Genomic DNA, 17,118 nt, shown 5'->3' on the forward strand with positions numbered 1-17,118 from the left:
GCGGACCTCCGCCGCGAGTGCAGCTGAAAGGTCCATTGCAGAGCGCAACAAATATGTCATCGTTGCGCACTCATCGCTGGGAACTCATCGGGTTTCCATCAGTTTTCTGACCCGCTTTCAGGTTGGACGGTTGTTGCTGCGGCCACCGGGGTGTCCACGGCTTGCGTGCCTGCCATGATCCGGCGTTCGACGTCGGCTGTTACGGTAGCGCCGTCGAGGGCGCGTCCGAACGCCCGACGTTTGACCGCCAGTGCCAGGCACTTTTCGCTGGGGTGCAGCCATGCACCCCGGCCAGCCATCCGGCGTCGTTCATCCAGTACGACGGCGGTTGAACCGCTGCCGTCGGCGACGAGCCGGAGAAGCTGCGACCGCGGGCCCTTTTTCCGGCATCCGATGCAGGTACGCTGCGGCTGATTCTCGAGGTGTTGCACGTGTGCCACTTACGAGTATCTTCCTGCCAGTACATATCTGCCGTCCCCGGGTTTCCGGAGCCCGCCTGGCAAAGGGGTTGTGATCAACACCTTCGCCGGACTCAAACCCGGACGCGATGGGGACACGCGGATACCGGCCGTTAGGCGCGGTCATGTCTATTCTAGCCCCTCAAACGCCCGGGCCCCGAACTTGCGGGGACACGGGCAATGAGAGGCGGGCCCGAACCGGTGCCCTTTGGTTTGGGGCCCCTCTCGCTCAGACCCCTGAAGTCGAGGGCCCTGGAGTCCAGGGCCCGTGGCGTCGGGAGCCTATTTGTCGCGGCTGACCGCGGCGTCCGAGACAATGTCGATCCGCCAGCCGGTGAGCTTGGCCGCAAGGCGGGCGTTCTGGCCTTCCTTGCCGATCGCGAGGGAGAGCTGGTAGTCCGGCACCACAACGCGGGCCGATCGGGTTGCCTCGTCCGTGATGGTGACCGAATTCACCCGTGACGGGGACAGTGCGCTTGCGATGAACGTTGCCGGATCGTCGCTGTAATCAACAATGTCGATCTTTTCGTCGTTCAGTTCGTTCATGACCGCACGGACGCGCGAGCCCATCTCACCGATGCAGGCACCTTTGGCGTTGATGCCGGGGGTGTTGGCCTTGACGGCCATCTTGGTACGGTGCCCGGCTTCGCGGGCCAGGGCGACGATTTCCACGGAGCGGTCCGCGATTTCCGGAACTTCCATTTCGAAGAGCTTCCGCACGAGACCCGGGTGCGACCGGGACAGCGTGATGGAGGGCCCCTTGGTGCCGCGGTGCACGTCGATCACGAAGGCGCGGAGCCGGTTGCCGTGGGTGTACTTCTCCCCCGGCACCTGCTCGGGCGGCGGCAGCAGTGCCTCGACCGTGCCCAGGTTGACCTGGATCATGTGCGGGTTGTTGCCCTGCTGGATGGTTCCGGCCACGAGCTCGCCCTCGCGGCCCTTGAACTCGCCGAGGACGTTGTCGTCCTCAACATCGCGCAGTCGCTGCAGGATGATCTGCCGTGCCGTGCTGGCCGCGATCCGGCCAAAGCCCGCGGGGGTGTCTTCGAATTCGCCGATGGGGGCGCCGTCGTCGTCGATCTCGGTGGCCCAGATGGTCACGTGCCCGCTCTTGCGGTCCAGTTCAGCGCGGGCCTTCTCGAAGGCTCCCGGCGTCTTGTGGTAGGCCACCAGCAGTGCCTGCTCGATCGTCGGAATCAGGAGATCCAGCGGGATTTCACGCTCACGCTCCAGGAGTCTCAGTGCGCTCATGTCAATATCCATTAGGCCTCCTCAGAAGGTCCATTGTGTGCGTTCTCCAGGCCGGCCTCTTCGAGGTGGCTGAACTCTATCTCGACTTTTCCACTACGGATCTTGTCGAAAGGAAGCTTGATGGGCTCGCCCTGCTTGGGCTTCATACCCTTCTTGACGGTGATCTCCGGGATTAGGGTGACGCCGTCGTCGTCGACGGACTGGACCCGGCCGGTGACGTTCTCGCCCTGCAGGACATTAACCTTGACCATCCGGCCGCGGGCGCGGTGCCAGTGCCGCTCTTCGGTGAGGGGACGGCCGACGCCGGGCGAGGAAACCTCAAGCTCGTAGGGGCGTGCGTCGGTGCTGGGATCGTTGTCCAGGATGTCGGAGAGGGTCTTGGAGATCTCCGAGATGACGTCGAGACCAACGCCGCCCGTCTCCTCCTGCGGCAGGTCCACCACCACGTGGACCACCCGGTTTGCTCCCGCGACGTGAATGGAAACGTCCTCCAGGTACAGCCGGTTTGCCAGGACTTCGGGCTCCAGGAGGGCATGCAGCCGCTCGGCCTCAAAGTTGTGAGCGGGTGCGGCGTCAGCCTTACCCGTCCCGGTCCGGTCTGTCGAAGTCGTGGCTTCTGCGTTGGTCATGATGCCGGCCGCCTCCCGCTAGATGATGTTGTGTGTACTAGCCTAGCGATTTTCCGGGCGCCGTGGTGCACTTCAGTTCCCGGCCGGCATGACAACATGGTCTGTTGTGAAAGACGACAGCAGGGAAAAGCGGCGGCGGGAACTCCTTCCCCGCATCTCGCTCCTGGCCTGCCTCGGCCTTGTGGTCGTCAGCCTCGGCGTGGCTCTGAGTCCCCAAACCCCCGAGGAGCCCGCCGAACCGCCGTTTTCCGAACAGGCGAGGTCCGCCGCGCTGGCCGAGACCATGCGACTGAGGGCTGCCGGCGAGCAACTCAGCCAGTCCCCCTCCGCCGACGGGCAGCCTGCCGTGGCGCGCACTGTGAGTTTGCTGACAAGCCAGGCGCAGGCGCTCCTGGTCCCCGGCCTGGCGGAACCTGGCGCTTCCCCGCGGACCGGCAACGACACCACTTCGACTGCCCCTGCGGCTGCCGCCTCCGCGGCTTCGGCGTCCGGGTCCGCGGCCGCTCCCGCCTCCGGGCCCGCCTCCTCTGCGGCCGTTCCCGCCTCCGGGCCCGCCTCCTCTGCGGCCGTTCCCGCTTCCGCGGCCGCGCTGGCTCAAGAGCTGGCGGCCAGCGCCTCGCAGCGGCTCGCCGATGCTGCCGTGGCCGACGGCGGGATGGCCCGGCTGCTTGCCGCCGTCGGAACCGCCCAGTTGCTTCAGGCCTCCGCGCTCGCAGCTGCGGCAGGGGCTCCCGCTCCCGACGTGCCCGACCCGGCCGCACCCCAGCCGTCCGCACCCCAGCCGTCCGGAGTGTGCCCGAGCGCGTCGGCATCGCCCTCCCCCGTTGGTGCTTCAGCCGGCAATGACCCTGTCCCTGCTTCCCTCCCCGCAGCCCTGGCGGCGACCGTGGAGACCGAACTGGAAACCGTATACGGCTACCAGGTGGCGCTGACCCGGCTAAGCGGCGAAGCGGCCGCGCCGGCGTCGGAGCAGCTCGCCCGGCATGAGGCCCTCGCCACCGGAGCCGAGGCGCTGAGCAGGATGAACTGCGCACCGATTCCGCCGCGGGAAGCCGGATACACAATGGCGCCTGGCTTCCTGGCCTCACCCTCGGCCGGACTCGGCGGGCTGGAGGCTTCGGCACTGCCTGTTTACGGCGACTTGGTGGCGCTGAGCGACGGTGAGACCCGTCAGTGGGCGATCTCCGGCCTGGTCGGCGCCGCCCGCCGGACCGCAATCTGGGGTGCCGACGCCGGGGCGCTTCCGGGCCTGGCGGCAGACCCGGACACCTTCCCCGAGCTTCCCTAGACCCTCCAGCGCTCCCTCCATCCCTTCGGCTGCCTTTTACTCCTTCCTCTATTCCTGCCCGCGGCCGTCCGTCGTCCGGGGCGCCTTCCTCGGCTCCTTCGTCCCTCCGGGGCGGCTTTGGGATCGCTGAGCCTCGAATCCTGCTCTTAACCCAGCTTGTCCGCGCCAAAGTGCCCCCACTGCGCCGCCCCACGAGATCCTGGCCGAGAAACCGGAGCGGCGAGGACGTGGGGGCGGGGTGGAGGTTTCGACAACCGGGTGGCAACAGAGCGGGGCGGCTTTGAGGCCCGTAGGCCACGAACCCGGCCCAGAGGCCGGCGTGTCCGTGCCAAAGTGCCCCCACTGCGCCGCCCCCACGAGGTCCTGGCCTAGAAACCGGAGCGGCAAGGACGCCGGGCACCCAGGAGCTGTGGCGGCGAGGACACCGGGCACCAAGGAGCTGTGGCGGCAAGGACGCCGGGCACCCAGGAAGTTGGTCGGCAAGGAGGTTGGTGGCAGGGCGGAGTGGGAGGCGACAACCGGGTGGCAGCAGAGCGGGGCGGCTTTGGGATCGCTAGGCCTCGAATCCTGCTCTAAATCCGGCGTGTCCGCACCAAAGTGCCCCCGCTGCGCCACCCCGACGAGGTCCTGGCCCAGGAATGGCGAGGCCTGCGGGAGGGGAAGCCGCGGCTTACTTAGGCTCGTAATACTGGTGGGGCGGCGGCGCCGGTGCTTTGCTGTAGGCATGGACAGTCAAGCAGCCCCCACACAGCATGCGAATGAGCCCCACCACAACGACATCGCGCACCGCCTTAATTGGCTGCGCGCAGGCGTGCTGGGCGCCAACGACGGCATCGTCTCCGTCGCCGCGATTGTGGTTGGCGTCGCCGGCGTCACGACGGACTCCGGCCCCATCCTCATCGCCGGCGCCGCGGGCGTCGTGGGTGGCGCCATCTCGATGGCCCTGGGCGAATACGTCTCCGTGAGCAGCCAGAAAGACAGCCAGCAGGCGCTGATCGAGAAGGAACGCCGGGAACTGGCAGAACAGCCCGAGGAGGAACTTGAGGAACTCGCTGCCATCTACCAGGGCAAGGGCCTGAGCTCCGATACCGCGCGCACCGTGGCCCTGGAACTCACCGCCCATGACGCCCTCGCCGCCCATTTGTCCGCGGAACTGCACATTGACGAGACAGACATCGTCAGCCCGTGGCACGCCGCCTTCGCCTCCGCCGCGGCGTTCCTGGTCGGTGCGATCCTCCCGATGCTTGCCATCCTGCTCCCGCCGGAGAACATCCGTGTTCCGCTGACCTTCGTGGCGGTACTCGTGGCCCTGGCACTGACCGGTGCCATCGGCGCCTGGATCGGTGGCGGTTCGAAGTGGAAGGCGGCTGTCCGGGTGGTGATCGGCGGCGCTGCTGCGCTGATCGCGACCTTCCTGATCGGCAGCTGGCTCGGTGCCAGCGGCATCACTGCCTGATCACCGCAACTACGCTGGATCCGATGAGCCAGCCCGCAGACGTCCCGATCCCGCCCGACCTCAGCCGCCGCTACGGGGTCAGCAAGGCCGGCCGCGACTGGCTGGCGTCGCTCCCCCGGCTGATCCAGCACTGCATGGACCAGTGGCAGCTCGAGCTCGACCTCGCTCCCGGCGCGCTGCCGGGGAGCGGCCACGGGGCCATCGTAGTCCCGGTGCGCCATCGCTCCAACGGCAGCCGCAGCGCTAGTACCAGCACCCGCACCAGCGCCGACAACAGCCCGACCGATGACGCCGGGCAGGACCCCGGGCAGACCGCCACCCCGGCCGGCAGGGAGGACGCCGGCGCGGCCGCCAGGGAAACTGCCGTCCTGAAACTCGCCTATCCGCACGATGAAGCCCTGATGGAACCTCACGCCCTGGCCCTCTGGAGCGGGCACGGCGCAGTCCGGATGCTGGCCAGTGACGCCGCTGCCAACGCGCTCCTGCTGGAGCGCCTGGACGCCGCCCGCTCTCTCCAGGACGAACCTATGGATGTGGCGGTTCCAGTGTGGGGCGCGCTGGTTCGCCGGCTGGGCCTGGTCCCGGACGGTCGGCCGGAATGGCACGAATTCAGCCATGTGGCGGCCCGGGCCGAACAGTGGAGTGATGAGCTGCCGGAGAGCTGGGAACAACTGGGCCGGCCCTTCCCGCGCTGGCTGTTGGAAGCCGCGCTGGAGGTCTGCCAGACCCGTGGGGCCGTGGGCCGCCGCTCCGGTCGGGATGTGCTGGTCCACACCGATCTGCACTACCTGAACATTCTGGCCCGGTTCCGCCGCGACGAACCTGACGCCGGCGGCCGTGGACCGGCCGATGGCTGGGCCGCTATCGATCCGCAGCCCATGATCGGCGAGGCGGAATTCGCGGTGGCACCCCTGCTGTGGAACCGGATCCCCGAGCTGTCCCGGTCCGACCCGGAACGGGGCCTGCGGGAGCGTTGCCGCGACTTCAGCCTCGCCGCCGGCCTCGACGCCGAGGTCGCCCGGCAGTGGAGCCTGGCCCGCGAGGTGGAGAACGCCCTCGACTATGCCTCACGGCCTCGCCATGAAGGCGACCTCGCCCGGTCGCTCTGGGTGGCCAGCACGCTCGCCGGCCGGACCCTGCCGGATCTTCCTGCGCCGCACGCGTTGCCGGCGCAGGGGCAGGCTTTCAGCTAGCTCGGGCGCCCGCGGACCGCCGCCAGCCAACGGGACCGGCGGCCTAGCTCGGGCGCCCGCGGACCGCCGCCACGGCGTCCCGGACGGCGGCGACGGCGGCCGCCACGTCGGCGTCGTCGGTGCTCCAGTTGCTGACGGAGATCCGGAGGATGTCGCGGTCCTGCCAGCGCGAACCGGACATCCAGACCCGGCCGTCAGCGATGATCCGCGCAGTCACCGCGCGGGTGGTGGCGTCGTCGCCGAAGGCCAGCGAGACCTGGGTGTAGTCGACGTCGTTGAGCACCTCGACGCCGTCCAGCACGGACAGTTTCTCCGCCAGTTCCCCGGCCCGGCGCACCAGCCCGCGGACCTGGGCGACGACCCCCTCCCGGCCCAGTGATTTCAGCGCAGCCCACACCGGCACCCCGCGGGCCCGGCGGGACAGTTCGGGAACCTTTTCAAAGGGGTCTGCCGCGCCGTCGGCGTCGTGGATCAGGTAGCTCGTCTGCACCCCCATGGCGGAGCGCAGCGCCTGGGCGTCACGGACCACCGCGATGCCGCAGTCGTAGGGGACGTTGAGCGTCTTGTGCGCATCGGTGCCCCAGGAATCGGCGCCCTGCAGCCCGGCGGTCAGGGCGGAGAGCTCGGGGACAGCGGCGGCCCACAATCCGAACGCGCCATCCACATGGACCCAGGCGCCGTGCGCTTTGGCGACGGCGATTGCCGCCAGAAAGGGATCAAAGCCACCGGAATGCAGGTTCCCCGCCTGCAGGCAGACCAGCAGCGGGGCCGGACCGGACCCGCCGGCACCACCCCCCGGTGGACCGCCCGACGCACTACCCGAGGTAGTGGCCCGGTCCAGGGCGCAGTCCAGCTCCGCCGGGTCGATGCGGCCCTGCCGGTCCGCCGGGACGACCGTGGGCCTGCCCAGGCCCAGATACCGCAGGCCGAGGTCGATCGTGTCGTGGCGTTCGCGGCCCACAAAGCAGTGGATCTTCGGCGCACCGGCGAGGCCGTCGGCGTCGAGGTCCCAGCCGGCGTCCGACAGCAGGCGCCACCGTGCCGCGGCCAGTCCGGTGAAGTTCGCCATCGTCGCACCGGTGGCGAAGCCGACGTCGGACTCCGCGGGAAGCCCCAGCAGCTGCAGCAGCCACGCGCCGGCGGCCTCCTCGATGGCCGCCGTCGCCGGAGTGGCGAAGCGCAGTCCGGCGTTCTGGTCCCAGGCGCTGACCAGCCAGTCCGCGGCCAGCGCGGCCGGGAGGGTGCCGCCGATGACCCAGCCGAAGAACCGTCCGGAGGGCATGGCCATCAGCCCGGGTTCGGCCTTGGTGGCCAGGTAGTCAATGACTTCCGCCGCCGGCATGCCAGTTCGGGGCAGCGGGCCGCCGAAGTCGGCGGCGAGGTCCGCTGCGGTAACCCGCGGGCCCACGTGCCGCGTTTCCTGGCTCTCAAGCCACTGGCGTGCGTGCCGGGCCGCGGCCGCCAGTGCATCGCTGTAGCGTTCTTCAGGAGCTGACATAGCTGCATGCTACGCCCGCGGCTTGCGTCCGGGGAGTCCCTCCAGGCGGATGCGCCGGGTGACCCGGCGGCCGCGGCTGCTACGCGAAGCTGTCCTGCCAGATGTCCGAGCCCAGCTTGACGATCAGCGCCCCAACCACGGCGAGGAAGACGACGCGGATGAACTTGTTTCCCTGCTTGACGGCCGTGCGGGCGCCGATGTACCCGCCGGCCATGTTTGCCAGGCCCAGGACCAGTCCGAGCCCCCACAGCACGGCGCCGTGCGGCACAAAGAACAACAAGGCGCCCGCGTTGGTGGCCATGTTCACGATTTTCGCCTTGGCGCTCGCTTCGAGGAAGGCATAACCCATCGCCGAGACGAGCGCGATGATGAGGAAGGACCCGGTGCCGGGGCCGATCAGGCCGTCATAGAAGCCGATCACCCCGCCGATCAGGCACGCCACCACATAGTGCCGGTGCCCCTCGTGGCGCAGCTTGGTCAGCTCGCCCACGCTGGGCCGGAAGGCGGTAAACAGCGCGACGGCGACCAGCGCGGCCACGATGATCGGTTTGAACACGCTCGCCGGGAGGTTCGCCGCGAGCACCGCACCGCCGTAGCTGCCCGCCATCGCGATCACCGCCATGGGCAGCGCGGTGCGCAGATCGGGCCGCACCCGGCGGTAGTACGTAACGGCACTGGTCGTCGTGCCGAAGATTGACCCCATCTTGTTGGTGGCCAGCGCCTGCACCGGGCTGATGCCCGGCACCAGCAGCATCGCCGGCAGCTGGATCAGCCCGCCGCCGCCGACGACGGCGTCGACCCAGCCGGCCGCCAGACCCGCCACGACGATCAGGATGACGGTGCCGAGCTGGATCGACTCGAGTCCGGAGACCACTACCAGGACTGCGCGGCGTCAGCTGTTGCGGACGGCGTCGACCACATAATCGACAGCCTTCTCAACGGCGATGTTTTCGGCGTTGCCGCTGCGGCGGTCCTTGATCTCGACGACCCCGTCCACCAGCCCGCGCCCGACGGCGAGGATGGTCGGCACGCCGACGAGTTCGGCGTCGCCGAACTTCACGCCCGGGGATACCTTCGGGCGGTCGTCGTAGATCACGTCGAGGCCGGCGGCCTCCAGCTCAAGGGACAGCTTCTCCGCGGCGGCGAAGATTTCCTCGCCGCGGCCGACGGCCACCACGTGGACATCGGCCGGGGCGACGGCGCGTGGCCAGATGAGGCCTTTGTCGTCATGGTTGGACTCGGCCAGGGCCGCGACGGCGCGGGTGACACCGACGCCGTAGGAGCCCATCGTGACGACGACCTGCTTGCCGTTCTGGTCCAGGACCTTCAGTTCGAGGGCCTCGGCGTACTTGCGTCCCAGCTGGAAGATGTGGCCCATTTCAATGCCACGGGCGGTTTCCAGCGGGCCGGAGCCGTCGGGAGCCTCGTCGCCGGCGCGCACCTCGGTGCATTCGATGACGCCGTCCCAGCCGAAGTCGCGGCCGGCGACCAGGCCGAAGACGTGCTTGCCGGCCTCGTTGGCGCCGGTGACCCAGGCGGAGCCGCTGACGACGCGCGGATCCACGAGGTAGAGGAGCTTGGCGGCGCCCTCGGTGCCCAGCAGCGGGGCGACCAGGGACAGGCCGGGGCCGAGGTAGCCCTTGACGATGAGGGGCTGCTTCTTGAGGTCTTCCTCGTTGGCGGCCTCGAGGATGATTTCGCCGGCGATCGGCAGGAAGGACCCGATGTTCGCTTCCACGCGCTTGAGGTCGACGCCGCGGTCCCCCGGAACGCCGATAACGACGATCTGGCGTTCGCCGGTCGGCAGGGTGACGGCGAGGACGACGTTCTTGAGGGTGTCAGCGGCAGTCCAGGGGCCGCCGTCGGAATCGGCACGGGGCACCAGGACATTGGCGGCGTCCACGAGCGTGTCGATGGTGGGGGTGTCCGGGGTGTCCCGGACTTCAGCGGCGGGGGCGTTGCTGAAGTCGATGTCCGCCGGGACCACCGTGGTGACGGCCTCGACGTTGGCCGCGTAGCCGCCGGCGGAACGGACGAAGGTGTCCTCGCCGATCTCGGTGGGGTGCAGGAATTCCTCGCTCTTGGAGCCGCCCATGGCGCCGGCCGTGGCTGCGACCGGAATGACCTCGAGGCCGAGGCGCTCGAAGATCTTCAGGTAGGCGCCGCGGTGCGCCGCGTAGCTGGCGTCCAGGCCGGCGTCGTCGACGTCGAAGGAGTAGGAGTCCTTCATGATGAATTCGCGCCCGCGCAGCAGGCCTGCCCGGGGACGTGCCTCGTCGCGGTACTTGTTCTGGATCTGGTAGATGCTCAGCGGCAGGTCCTTGTACGAGGAGTACAGGTCCTTGACCAGCAGGGTGAACATTTCCTCGTGGGTGGGCGCCAGCAGGTAGTCGTTGCCCTTGCGGTCCTTGAGCCGGAAGATGCCCTCGCCGTATTCGGTCCAGCGGTTGGTGACCTCGTAGGGCTCCTTGGGCAGCAGGGCCGGGAAGTGCACTTCCTGGGCGCCGATGGCCGCCATCTCTTCGCGGATGACCGTCTCCACCTTGCGGAGCACGCTCAGCCCCAGCGGAAGCCAGGTGTAGATGCCCGGGGCGGCCCGGCGGATATATCCGGCGCGGACAAGGAGCCGGTGGCTGGCCACTTCGGCGTCGGCGGGGTCTTCACGCAGGGTGCGCAGGAACAGCTTGGAGAGTCGAAGGACCACTGGTTATCTATCCGTTTCTGGGAAAGTGCGGGCAAAACTATAAAACCGGAGAAACCGGCACACGCGTCTAGGTACTAATCTACCGTCAGCCCGGACGCGGAAGAGCCACGCCATAACTGACGGAAGCCCCTGGCCGTCTCCGGCTGGTCATCCTGTCATGGCGTGGCTCAGCGGCCCCAGCACCGCCAAAATACTGGCCGTGAGTTCCGTTGTGTTGCCCTCAAGGGCGTCTGCATCCCCGGCTGCTGCTCCCGGGAAAACACGTGCCCATGCGACACGGCTAGCTCGAACCTATGTGACCCAGAACACTAAAACAAGAGTTCGCATCCAGATATCTTTCCGTTATGCCTGTTAACTGCTGGGGCAGAAGGATGCTGGAGTTAAAAAAGAACAGTGGCGAAAGTCCCTACCTGCCGGAAGCCGACCCGCTCGTAGGTGGCACGGGCCCGCGTGTTGAAACTGTTGACGTAGAGGCTCGTGACCGGGGCGAGTGTCTGGGCGAGATCGACGACGGCGGCCATGTATCCGGCGCTGAGGCCCTTCCCGCGGTACTCCGGGTTCATCCACACCCCCTGGACCTGCGTCACCTCCGGGGTGACCGCACCGAGCTCGGCCTTGAAGACCACCTCGCCCGCGGGGCCCAGATGGACCATGGAGTGCCCTTCCCGGATCAGGCCCTTGACCCGGCGGCTGTAGTACTCCCGGCCGCCGAGGAACGGCGAATAGCCCACTTCCTCTTCGAACATCGCCGCGCACGCGGGCAGGATCCGGTCGAAGTCCGCGAGCTGGCCGAAGCCCAACTGCTGGTTCGGGGGCACGTCGGGCGGCCCGGCAATCGTCATCAGCGGCTGGTCTGCCCGGATCTCATGGGCCGTCTGGCCGAACTGTTCGAGCCCGGCGTACAGGGCCAGGACCGTGTCGGCCGGGCCGAAGATCGAGGCGTACCGGCGCCCGGAGCGGTGCGCGGACGCTGCGACCGCGCCGGCAAGCTCCGGGGCCAGCTGAACCGGCACCAGGTTTGCGCCGGCCCAGCAGGCCCCCAGGAGCGTGCCGCCGTCGAACACGCCGAGGATGCTGGCGCCGCCGGTGGTGGGAGCCGCCGAACCGGACGTTGCCAGATGGGACAGGATGAAGACATTGGCGACGGCGTCCTGCCCCGCCAGATCGACCAGCTGGGCGGTGTCCGACCCCCCCAGGGTCCGGACAGCGACGCCGGGAGCGGCGACAGGAGCGGCGCCGTCCTTACGAGACGCTAACCACGGGGCTACCCTTGACAGCATCTTCGCCATCGGCCTCCCCCATCTCTTCGGCAATACGCATGGCTTCTTCGATCAGTGTCTCAACAATCTGGTTCTCGGGGACAGTCTTGATGACTTCGCCCCGCACAAAGATCTGGCCCTTGCCGTTGCCCGAGGCGACTCCGAGGTCCGCTTCGCGGGCCTCGCCCGGTCCGTTGACGACGCAACCCATGACGGCCACACGCAACGGGATCTCCATGCCTTCCAGGCCGGCCGTGACCTGCTCGGCCAGCGTGTACACGTCCACCTGGGCGCGGCCGCAGGACGGGCAGGAGACGATCTCGAGCTTGCGCGGGCGCAGGTTGAGTGACTGCAGGATCTGGTTGCCGACCTTGATTTCCTCCACCGGCGGGGCGGAGAGGGAAACCCGGATGGTGTCGCCGATGCCGCGGGACAGCAGGGCACCGAAGGCCGTGGCCGACTTGATGGTGCCCTGGAACGCCGGGCCGGCCTCGGTGACGCCGAGGTGCAGGGGCCAGTCGCCCTGCTCCGCGAGCATCTCGTAGGCGGCAACCATGATGACCGGGTCATTGTGCTTGACCGAGATTTTGAAGTCGTGGAAGCCGTGTTCCTCGAACAGCGAGGCTTCCCACACGGCGGATTCCACGAGGGCCTCCGGGGTGGCCTTCCCGTATTTCTTCAGGATTCCGGGCTCCAGCGATCCGGCGTTGATGCCGATCCGGATCGAGGTGCCGTGGTCCTTCGCCGCGCGGGCGATTTCCTTGACCTGGTCATCGAATTTGCGGATGTTGCCGGGGTTCACCCGGACTGCGGCGCAGCCGGCCTCGATCGCGGCGAAAACGTACTTCGGCTGGAAGTGGATGTCCGCGATCACGGGGATCTGGGACTTCCGGGCGATGATGGGCAGCGCTTCGGCGTCGTCCGCGGACGGGCAGGCGACGCGCACAATGTCACAGCCGGAAGCCGTGAGCTCGGCGATCTGCTGGAGGGTGGCGTTGATGTCCGTGGTGGGGGTCGTGGTCATCGACTGCACGCTGATCGGGAAATCGGAGCCGACGCCGACCGAGCCGACCTTGATCTGGCGGGTCTTCCGGCGGGGCGCGAGGACGGGGGGCGGTGCTGACGGCATTCCCAGGCTGACCGAGGTCACATGGACTCCTTGTTTCTAAGTTGGTCTGGCGGGGGACGGTTAGGCCGCGTGGCCGGCCAGGAGACCGGTCAGGGGGGCCCAGGCCGTCGTGCGGGTGCCGGAGATGGCACCGGCCGCGGCGAAGGGGTCCTGCTTGAGGACCTCGTTCAGCGCCTGCTCGTCGGCGGCCTTGAAAATGAGCAGGGCACCGGCGCCGTCACCGTAGGGGCCGCTGGCGAGCAGCGTTCCCTCCTGGGCAAGTCCTGCGGTCCATTCGCGGTGCGCGGGGCGGCTGGCGTTGCGGGCATCGGAGGATTCGGCGTCGTATACGTACTCAACAGCAAAAACAGTCATAGAGATACACTATCGCCCCGGTGGCCAGCTACCCATCCGGGCGCCGTGGCGGGTGGCTTCAGCCGAGGACGAGCACCTTGGCGAGGGCGGCGACGCCGGCCGCCCACAGCAGCGAGGTGAGCGTGCCGATGATGAAACGCTCCGCGGCGACCGGCGTCTCCTTGAGTTCCGCAAAGCGGCCAAGGCCCTTGATCGCGACCACGTAGGCGATGGCGACGGGTTGGCCGGCGAGGATCGCGAGGCAGACCGCCAGTCGCTCGAGCACCCCGATGATCGCGCCGCCGCGCAGGATCCGGACGTTGCTGACTGGGGTGGTCGCGGCGCCCGCGGGGGTGTTGGCGGCGCCGGCCGGGGTGTCGGTGTCCGTTCCGGCTGCGGGGGCGGGGTCAGCCGTGGCCGCGGGATCGACGGTGACATCCGCCGCTGGGTCAATGGCCGGGTCGGCGGCGACGGCGTCCTGCCGGTCGTCGATGGTCCGGGCGAGCCGGAAGACCAGGGCCGTCACGGGCCAGCCGACGAAGCCGGCAATGAGCAGTGCCAGGGTGATCCAGAGAGCGTTCACCGGTCTCCTTCCGTGCTGTCCGGGATGCGGGTATCCGGGTGCTGGGGCCGGCCCGTATCCTGGGCGCGGTCTTTTGACTGCCCGCCGGCGTCGTGATTGCCGGCCTCGTGACTGCCGGCGTCGTGACTGCCGGCCTCGTGACTGCCGGCGTCGTGACTGCCGGCGTCGTGGTTGCCGGCCTCGTGACTGCCGGCGTCGTGGTTGCCGGCCTCGTGACTGCCGGCGTCGTGACTGCCGGTGATCGTCCGGTGGGCGAAGTCCAGCAGCATTTCGGCCGCCGGTCTCGCGGCCCATTCTTCCTGCCAGCCGGAGCGCAGCAGCGCACGGCTCACCGACTGTTCGGTGATTCCCAGTTTTTGGGCGGCGACTTTTTGCGTGCCGTGGGTGCCGGTGTGCCCGTGCTGCACCGAGCGCAGCACATCCACGACCTTCCACTGGGATTCCGTCCGGTCCTGGACCAGCCGTCCGATCAGCCGCAGCACCGCCTCGGCGTTGGCGCAGGCCCGGGCGCCGGCAGATCCCGCGGGAGAGGGCGCGGCCTCCCCCCGGCGCAGGCCTCCGGAGACGATGGCGATGGGCACATGGGCGGACCCTGCCTTGGCCTTGTCGACAGCCGCGCGGGCCGCCACGAACGCCGGCCCGGATCCTTCCCGCGGGCTGGCCGGCAGCGGCAGGTCCACCGCCCCCACTCCGATGCCCACGTACCAGCGGCCACTGCGCAGGGCATGCAGGCCAATCTCCACAACTTCGTCCGGGCGCTCCACGACGCCCTGGACTTCATCGCCCACGGAACGTTCGAAGCGCCCGGCGGTCGACAGCCCGGCCAGCTCCGACAGGAGGCCGGGAACACGGTCGACGTCGGCGCTGCTGCCGCGCTGGTCGATGGTCATCACGTACATAGACCCACACTAAAGGGCTGATCTTTGAGAATCAATCATTTTCAACTGATTACTCAAAATAAGTCGAAATAGGCTGATAAGAGACAAACAGTCCAATCCGGTTAATCGACCCGATGGGGCCGCACCGGGCTGGACCGGAGTCACCGCTGGCTGGCTGGCTGGCTGGCTGGCTGGCTGGCTTGGCGGCTTGGCGGCTCTGGGCGCACTTAGCTGGCAGGGCATCTGGCGCCGTCCGGGGGCACTTTGCGACCAAAAGCCGGGCGCCGTCTTCCATTTCGACGCCGGACCGCGCCAAAGTGCCCCCTGAGCGCAGGGCACGGCGGGGTTGAAGCGCAAAGCCAGCCCGGAAGGCCGGACCGCGGTGGCTAACCAGCCGCCCGCGCTGGGAGCGCACCTGGCGCCGCCCGGGGGCACTTTGACACAAAAAGCCGGACGCCGTTGTCCATTTCGACGCCGGACCGCGCCAAAGTGCCCCCTGACCGCAGGGTGAAGCCCGCTGCAGGCAATGCAGTCCCGAGACGCCAGCCCAGACAGCCAGCTCATCCCCGCGTCGATCCGGGAATCACGTCGCGGTTGACAGGCCCACCGCGCCGGTCCAGTCTGGGGCACATCAGCCAGGACGCCAGGGAGGTGACAGGGTGACGACACCAGCGGAAGCAGCGTTCATGACCTTCGGCCTCGGTTCCCAGGCCGTGCTCGCCGCATTCTTCGCTGCCCGGCGCTGGCGTCCCCGGCTCGCGGATCGCTCCGGCTGGCTGGCCTACGCCGTCGCAGGGCTGGGACTCCCCCTCGGCCTCTGGTTCCTCGCCGGAGGTCAGTCCTGGCGGCTGTTTGTGGGTCCGCTCCTGCTCGGCGTCTGGGCGCTCTTTGGCAGCTATCTGGATCTCTGGCGCCGGGTGGAATGGCGTTCACCCCCCAAACCTGGAGTGCTGATCCCCTACGTCATCCTGTACTTCTGGGCACAGATGTTCCTGTGGTGGCCGCTCTGGGACCTCCAGCGATCCACGTGGGCCGTCTTCCTCGTCCTATTTTCTGTCAATACCTTCCTGAACCTCACGGGACACTTCCGCAGGCCAGAAGGCCGCCGGGCCGGCCGGGTCAGCCGAAGAGGTTGACCGGCTTGACGATGTCCGCGTAGATCAGCAGGGCGCCCATACCCATCAGCAGCACCGCCACCACGTAGGTGACCGGGAGCAGCTTGGCGATGTCGAACGCGCCGGGGTCCGGGCGGCCGAAGAGCTTGGCGATCCGGCGGCGGGCACCTTCGTAGAGCGCTCCGGCCACATGGCCGCCGTCGAGCGGCAGCAGCGGGATGAGGTTGAAGACGGCCAGGGCGAAGTTGAGTCCGGCCAGCAGCCCCACCAGGGTGGCCACCCGGGACTGCATCGGAACCTGCTCCATCGCGGCGACCTCGCCGGCCACCCGCCCCACCCCGACCACGCTGATGGGTCCGTTGGGGTCGCGGGGCTCTTCGCTGAAGGCCGCCTTCGCGACCCCTGCCACGCGCGCCGGGAGGTTCAGGACGACGCCGGCGATCTGCTTGATGTTCTCGCCCGCCATCGGCAGAACCGTCGACGCCGGCTGCTGCACGAGCGCAGTCTGCGCGCCGATGCCCAGGAAGCCGACGTCCTGGTACTGGAGGGTTCCGTCGGCGCTCTTGGCCTGCCGGCCGTCGTCGCCGACCACGGGACGTGAGGAAAGGACCGGTGTGACGGTGGTGGTGACCGGGGCGCCGTCGCGCTCCACCGTGATGCTGACCTGCCGGCCCGCGGACGCGCGGATCCAGGCGGTGAGTTCGTCCCAGCTGGTCACGGCTTTGCCGTCGAAGGAGGTGATGACGTCGTTGGGCAGCAGGCCCGCGGCGGCGGCCGGGGTCAGCTTGCAGTCGGCCGAGTCCGGGTTCACCGTTTCGCCGGCCTTGACCTGGCATTTGGAGACGTCGGCGATGGTGGTGGTCTGGGCGGCAATGCCGAAGCCCATCAGCAGCACGGCCGTCAGTCCGAGCCCGATGAGCATGTTCATGGCCGGGCCGCCGAGCATAATGATGATCTTCTTCCAGACCGGCAGCTTGTAGAAGACGCGGTTCCCGTCCTCGGGGCCGACTTCCTCGTGGGCCAGGGAGCGGGCGTCCGAGGCGAGGGACTGGAACATGCCGGTGCTGGAGGGACGCACCGTGCCGTCCTCCTTGTTCGGCGGGTACATGCCGATCATGGAGACGAAGCCGCCCAGCGGGATGGCCTTGAAGCCGTATTCGGTCTCGCCCTTCTTGCGGGACCATACCGTGGGCCCGAAGCCGATCATGTACTTGGTGACGCGGACCTTGAAGAGCTTGGCCGGCAGCAGGTGGCCCACCTCATGGAGGGCAATGGACACGGCGATGCCGATCGCCACAAAGACGACACCGAGGATAAAGAGGACGACGGGGCTCATGCTTCGAT

Annotated in this window: 16 protein-coding genes; 4 read left to right on the forward strand and 12 right to left on the reverse strand. The window is 68.5% G+C overall.

Annotated elements, in window-relative coordinates:
• Nucleotides 1–98: 98 nt before the first annotated feature.
• The 3 genes from QCD75_RS12425 to rimP form a co-directional block, all read right to left on the reverse strand.
• The gene (locus QCD75_RS12425; RefSeq protein WP_301229010.1) at nt 99–440 is read right to left on the reverse strand and encodes a YlxR family protein; all 342 of its coding nucleotides are present in this window, start codon (nt 438–440) and stop codon (nt 99–101) included.
• A 300-nt stretch (nt 441–740) separates the two neighbouring features.
• Complete coding sequence (gene nusA, locus QCD75_RS12430) at nt 741–1,721, reverse strand: transcription termination factor NusA (RefSeq protein ID WP_226762323.1); 981 nt, start codon at nt 1,719–1,721, stop codon at nt 741–743.
• On the reverse strand, nt 1,721–2,338 hold the full coding sequence (gene rimP / locus QCD75_RS12435; protein ID WP_301229012.1) for a ribosome maturation factor RimP: 618 nt from the start codon (nt 2,336–2,338) through the stop codon (nt 1,721–1,723). Before rimP ends, nusA begins: the two co-directional genes overlap by 1 nt.
• 106 nt (nt 2,339–2,444) lie before the next feature.
• Here rimP and QCD75_RS12440 point away from each other — a divergent pair, with 106 nt between their 5' ends.
• The 3 genes from QCD75_RS12440 to QCD75_RS12450 all read left to right on the forward strand — a co-directional run bounded on the left by QCD75_RS12440 (nt 2,445) and on the right by QCD75_RS12450 (nt 6,275).
• Entirely contained in the window at nt 2,445–3,626 is a 1,182-nt protein-coding gene (locus tag QCD75_RS12440; RefSeq protein WP_301229014.1) for a ferritin-like domain-containing protein, read from the forward strand.
• Between the two features lie 724 nt (nt 3,627–4,350).
• Nucleotides 4,351–5,082: a VIT1/CCC1 transporter family protein gene (locus QCD75_RS12445; RefSeq protein ID WP_226762326.1), complete on the forward strand. Its 732-nt coding sequence runs from the start codon at nt 4,351–4,353 to the stop codon at nt 5,080–5,082.
• A 23-nt stretch (nt 5,083–5,105) separates the two neighbouring features.
• Complete coding sequence (locus QCD75_RS12450; protein ID WP_301229017.1) at nt 5,106–6,275, forward strand: aminoglycoside phosphotransferase family protein; 1,170 nt, start codon at nt 5,106–5,108, stop codon at nt 6,273–6,275.
• 43 nt (nt 6,276–6,318) lie between these two features.
• On the opposite strand, the gene QCD75_RS12455 is transcribed toward QCD75_RS12450, so the two are convergent.
• From QCD75_RS12455 to QCD75_RS12490, 8 genes are all read right to left on the reverse strand, one after another.
• Nucleotides 6,319–7,773, reverse strand: coding sequence for a pyridoxal phosphate-dependent decarboxylase family protein (locus QCD75_RS12455; RefSeq protein ID WP_301229019.1), 1,455 nt, complete (start codon nt 7,771–7,773; stop codon nt 6,319–6,321).
• A gap of 79 nt (nt 7,774–7,852) precedes the next feature.
• Nucleotides 7,853–8,647 carry a sulfite exporter TauE/SafE family protein gene (locus tag QCD75_RS12460; RefSeq protein WP_301229021.1) on the reverse strand — a complete coding sequence of 265 codons (795 nt, stop codon included), beginning with the start codon at nt 8,645–8,647 and terminating at the stop codon, nt 7,853–7,855.
• 18 nt (nt 8,648–8,665) lie between these two features.
• A complete protein-coding gene (locus QCD75_RS12465; RefSeq protein WP_301229023.1) occupies nt 8,666–10,477 on the reverse strand; it encodes a proline--tRNA ligase in 1,812 nt (603 codons plus the stop codon).
• A gap of 380 nt (nt 10,478–10,857) precedes the next feature.
• A complete protein-coding gene (locus tag QCD75_RS12470) occupies nt 10,858–11,757 on the reverse strand; it encodes a GNAT family N-acetyltransferase (RefSeq protein WP_301229107.1) in 900 nt (299 codons plus the stop codon).
• Nucleotides 11,720–12,886 (reverse strand): flavodoxin-dependent (E)-4-hydroxy-3-methylbut-2-enyl-diphosphate synthase, encoded by a 1,167-nt coding sequence (gene ispG, locus QCD75_RS12475; protein WP_301229025.1) that lies wholly within the window; start codon nt 12,884–12,886, stop codon nt 11,720–11,722. The genes QCD75_RS12470 and ispG overlap by 38 nt, the downstream gene beginning before the upstream one ends.
• Nucleotides 12,887–12,925: 39 nt before the next feature.
• A complete protein-coding gene (locus QCD75_RS12480) occupies nt 12,926–13,219 on the reverse strand; it encodes a YciI family protein (protein WP_301229027.1) in 294 nt (97 codons plus the stop codon).
• A 58-nt stretch (nt 13,220–13,277) separates the two neighbouring features.
• Complete coding sequence (locus tag QCD75_RS12485) at nt 13,278–13,781, reverse strand: hypothetical protein (RefSeq protein WP_301229029.1); 504 nt, start codon at nt 13,779–13,781, stop codon at nt 13,278–13,280.
• The gene (locus QCD75_RS12490; RefSeq protein WP_441005481.1) at nt 13,778–14,680 is read right to left on the reverse strand and encodes a MarR family transcriptional regulator; all 903 of its coding nucleotides are present in this window, start codon (nt 14,678–14,680) and stop codon (nt 13,778–13,780) included. Before QCD75_RS12490 ends, QCD75_RS12485 begins: the two co-directional genes overlap by 4 nt.
• Before the next feature lie 638 nt (nt 14,681–15,318).
• Here QCD75_RS12490 and QCD75_RS12495 point away from each other — a divergent pair.
• A complete protein-coding gene (locus QCD75_RS12495; protein WP_301229031.1) occupies nt 15,319–15,795 on the forward strand; it encodes a hypothetical protein in 477 nt (158 codons plus the stop codon).
• On the opposite strand, the gene QCD75_RS12500 is transcribed toward QCD75_RS12495, so the two are convergent.
• Nucleotides 15,779–17,110 carry a M50 family metallopeptidase gene (locus tag QCD75_RS12500; protein ID WP_301229033.1) on the reverse strand — a complete coding sequence of 444 codons (1,332 nt, stop codon included), beginning with the start codon at nt 17,108–17,110 and terminating at the stop codon, nt 15,779–15,781. The two genes, QCD75_RS12495 and QCD75_RS12500, sit on opposite strands and share 17 nt — an antisense overlap.
• Nucleotides 17,111–17,118 lie beyond the last annotated feature (8 nt).

It is taken from the genome of Arthrobacter sp. PsM3 (genome assembly GCF_030433895.1).
GTDB lineage: Bacteria > Actinomycetota > Actinomycetes > Actinomycetales > Micrococcaceae > Arthrobacter.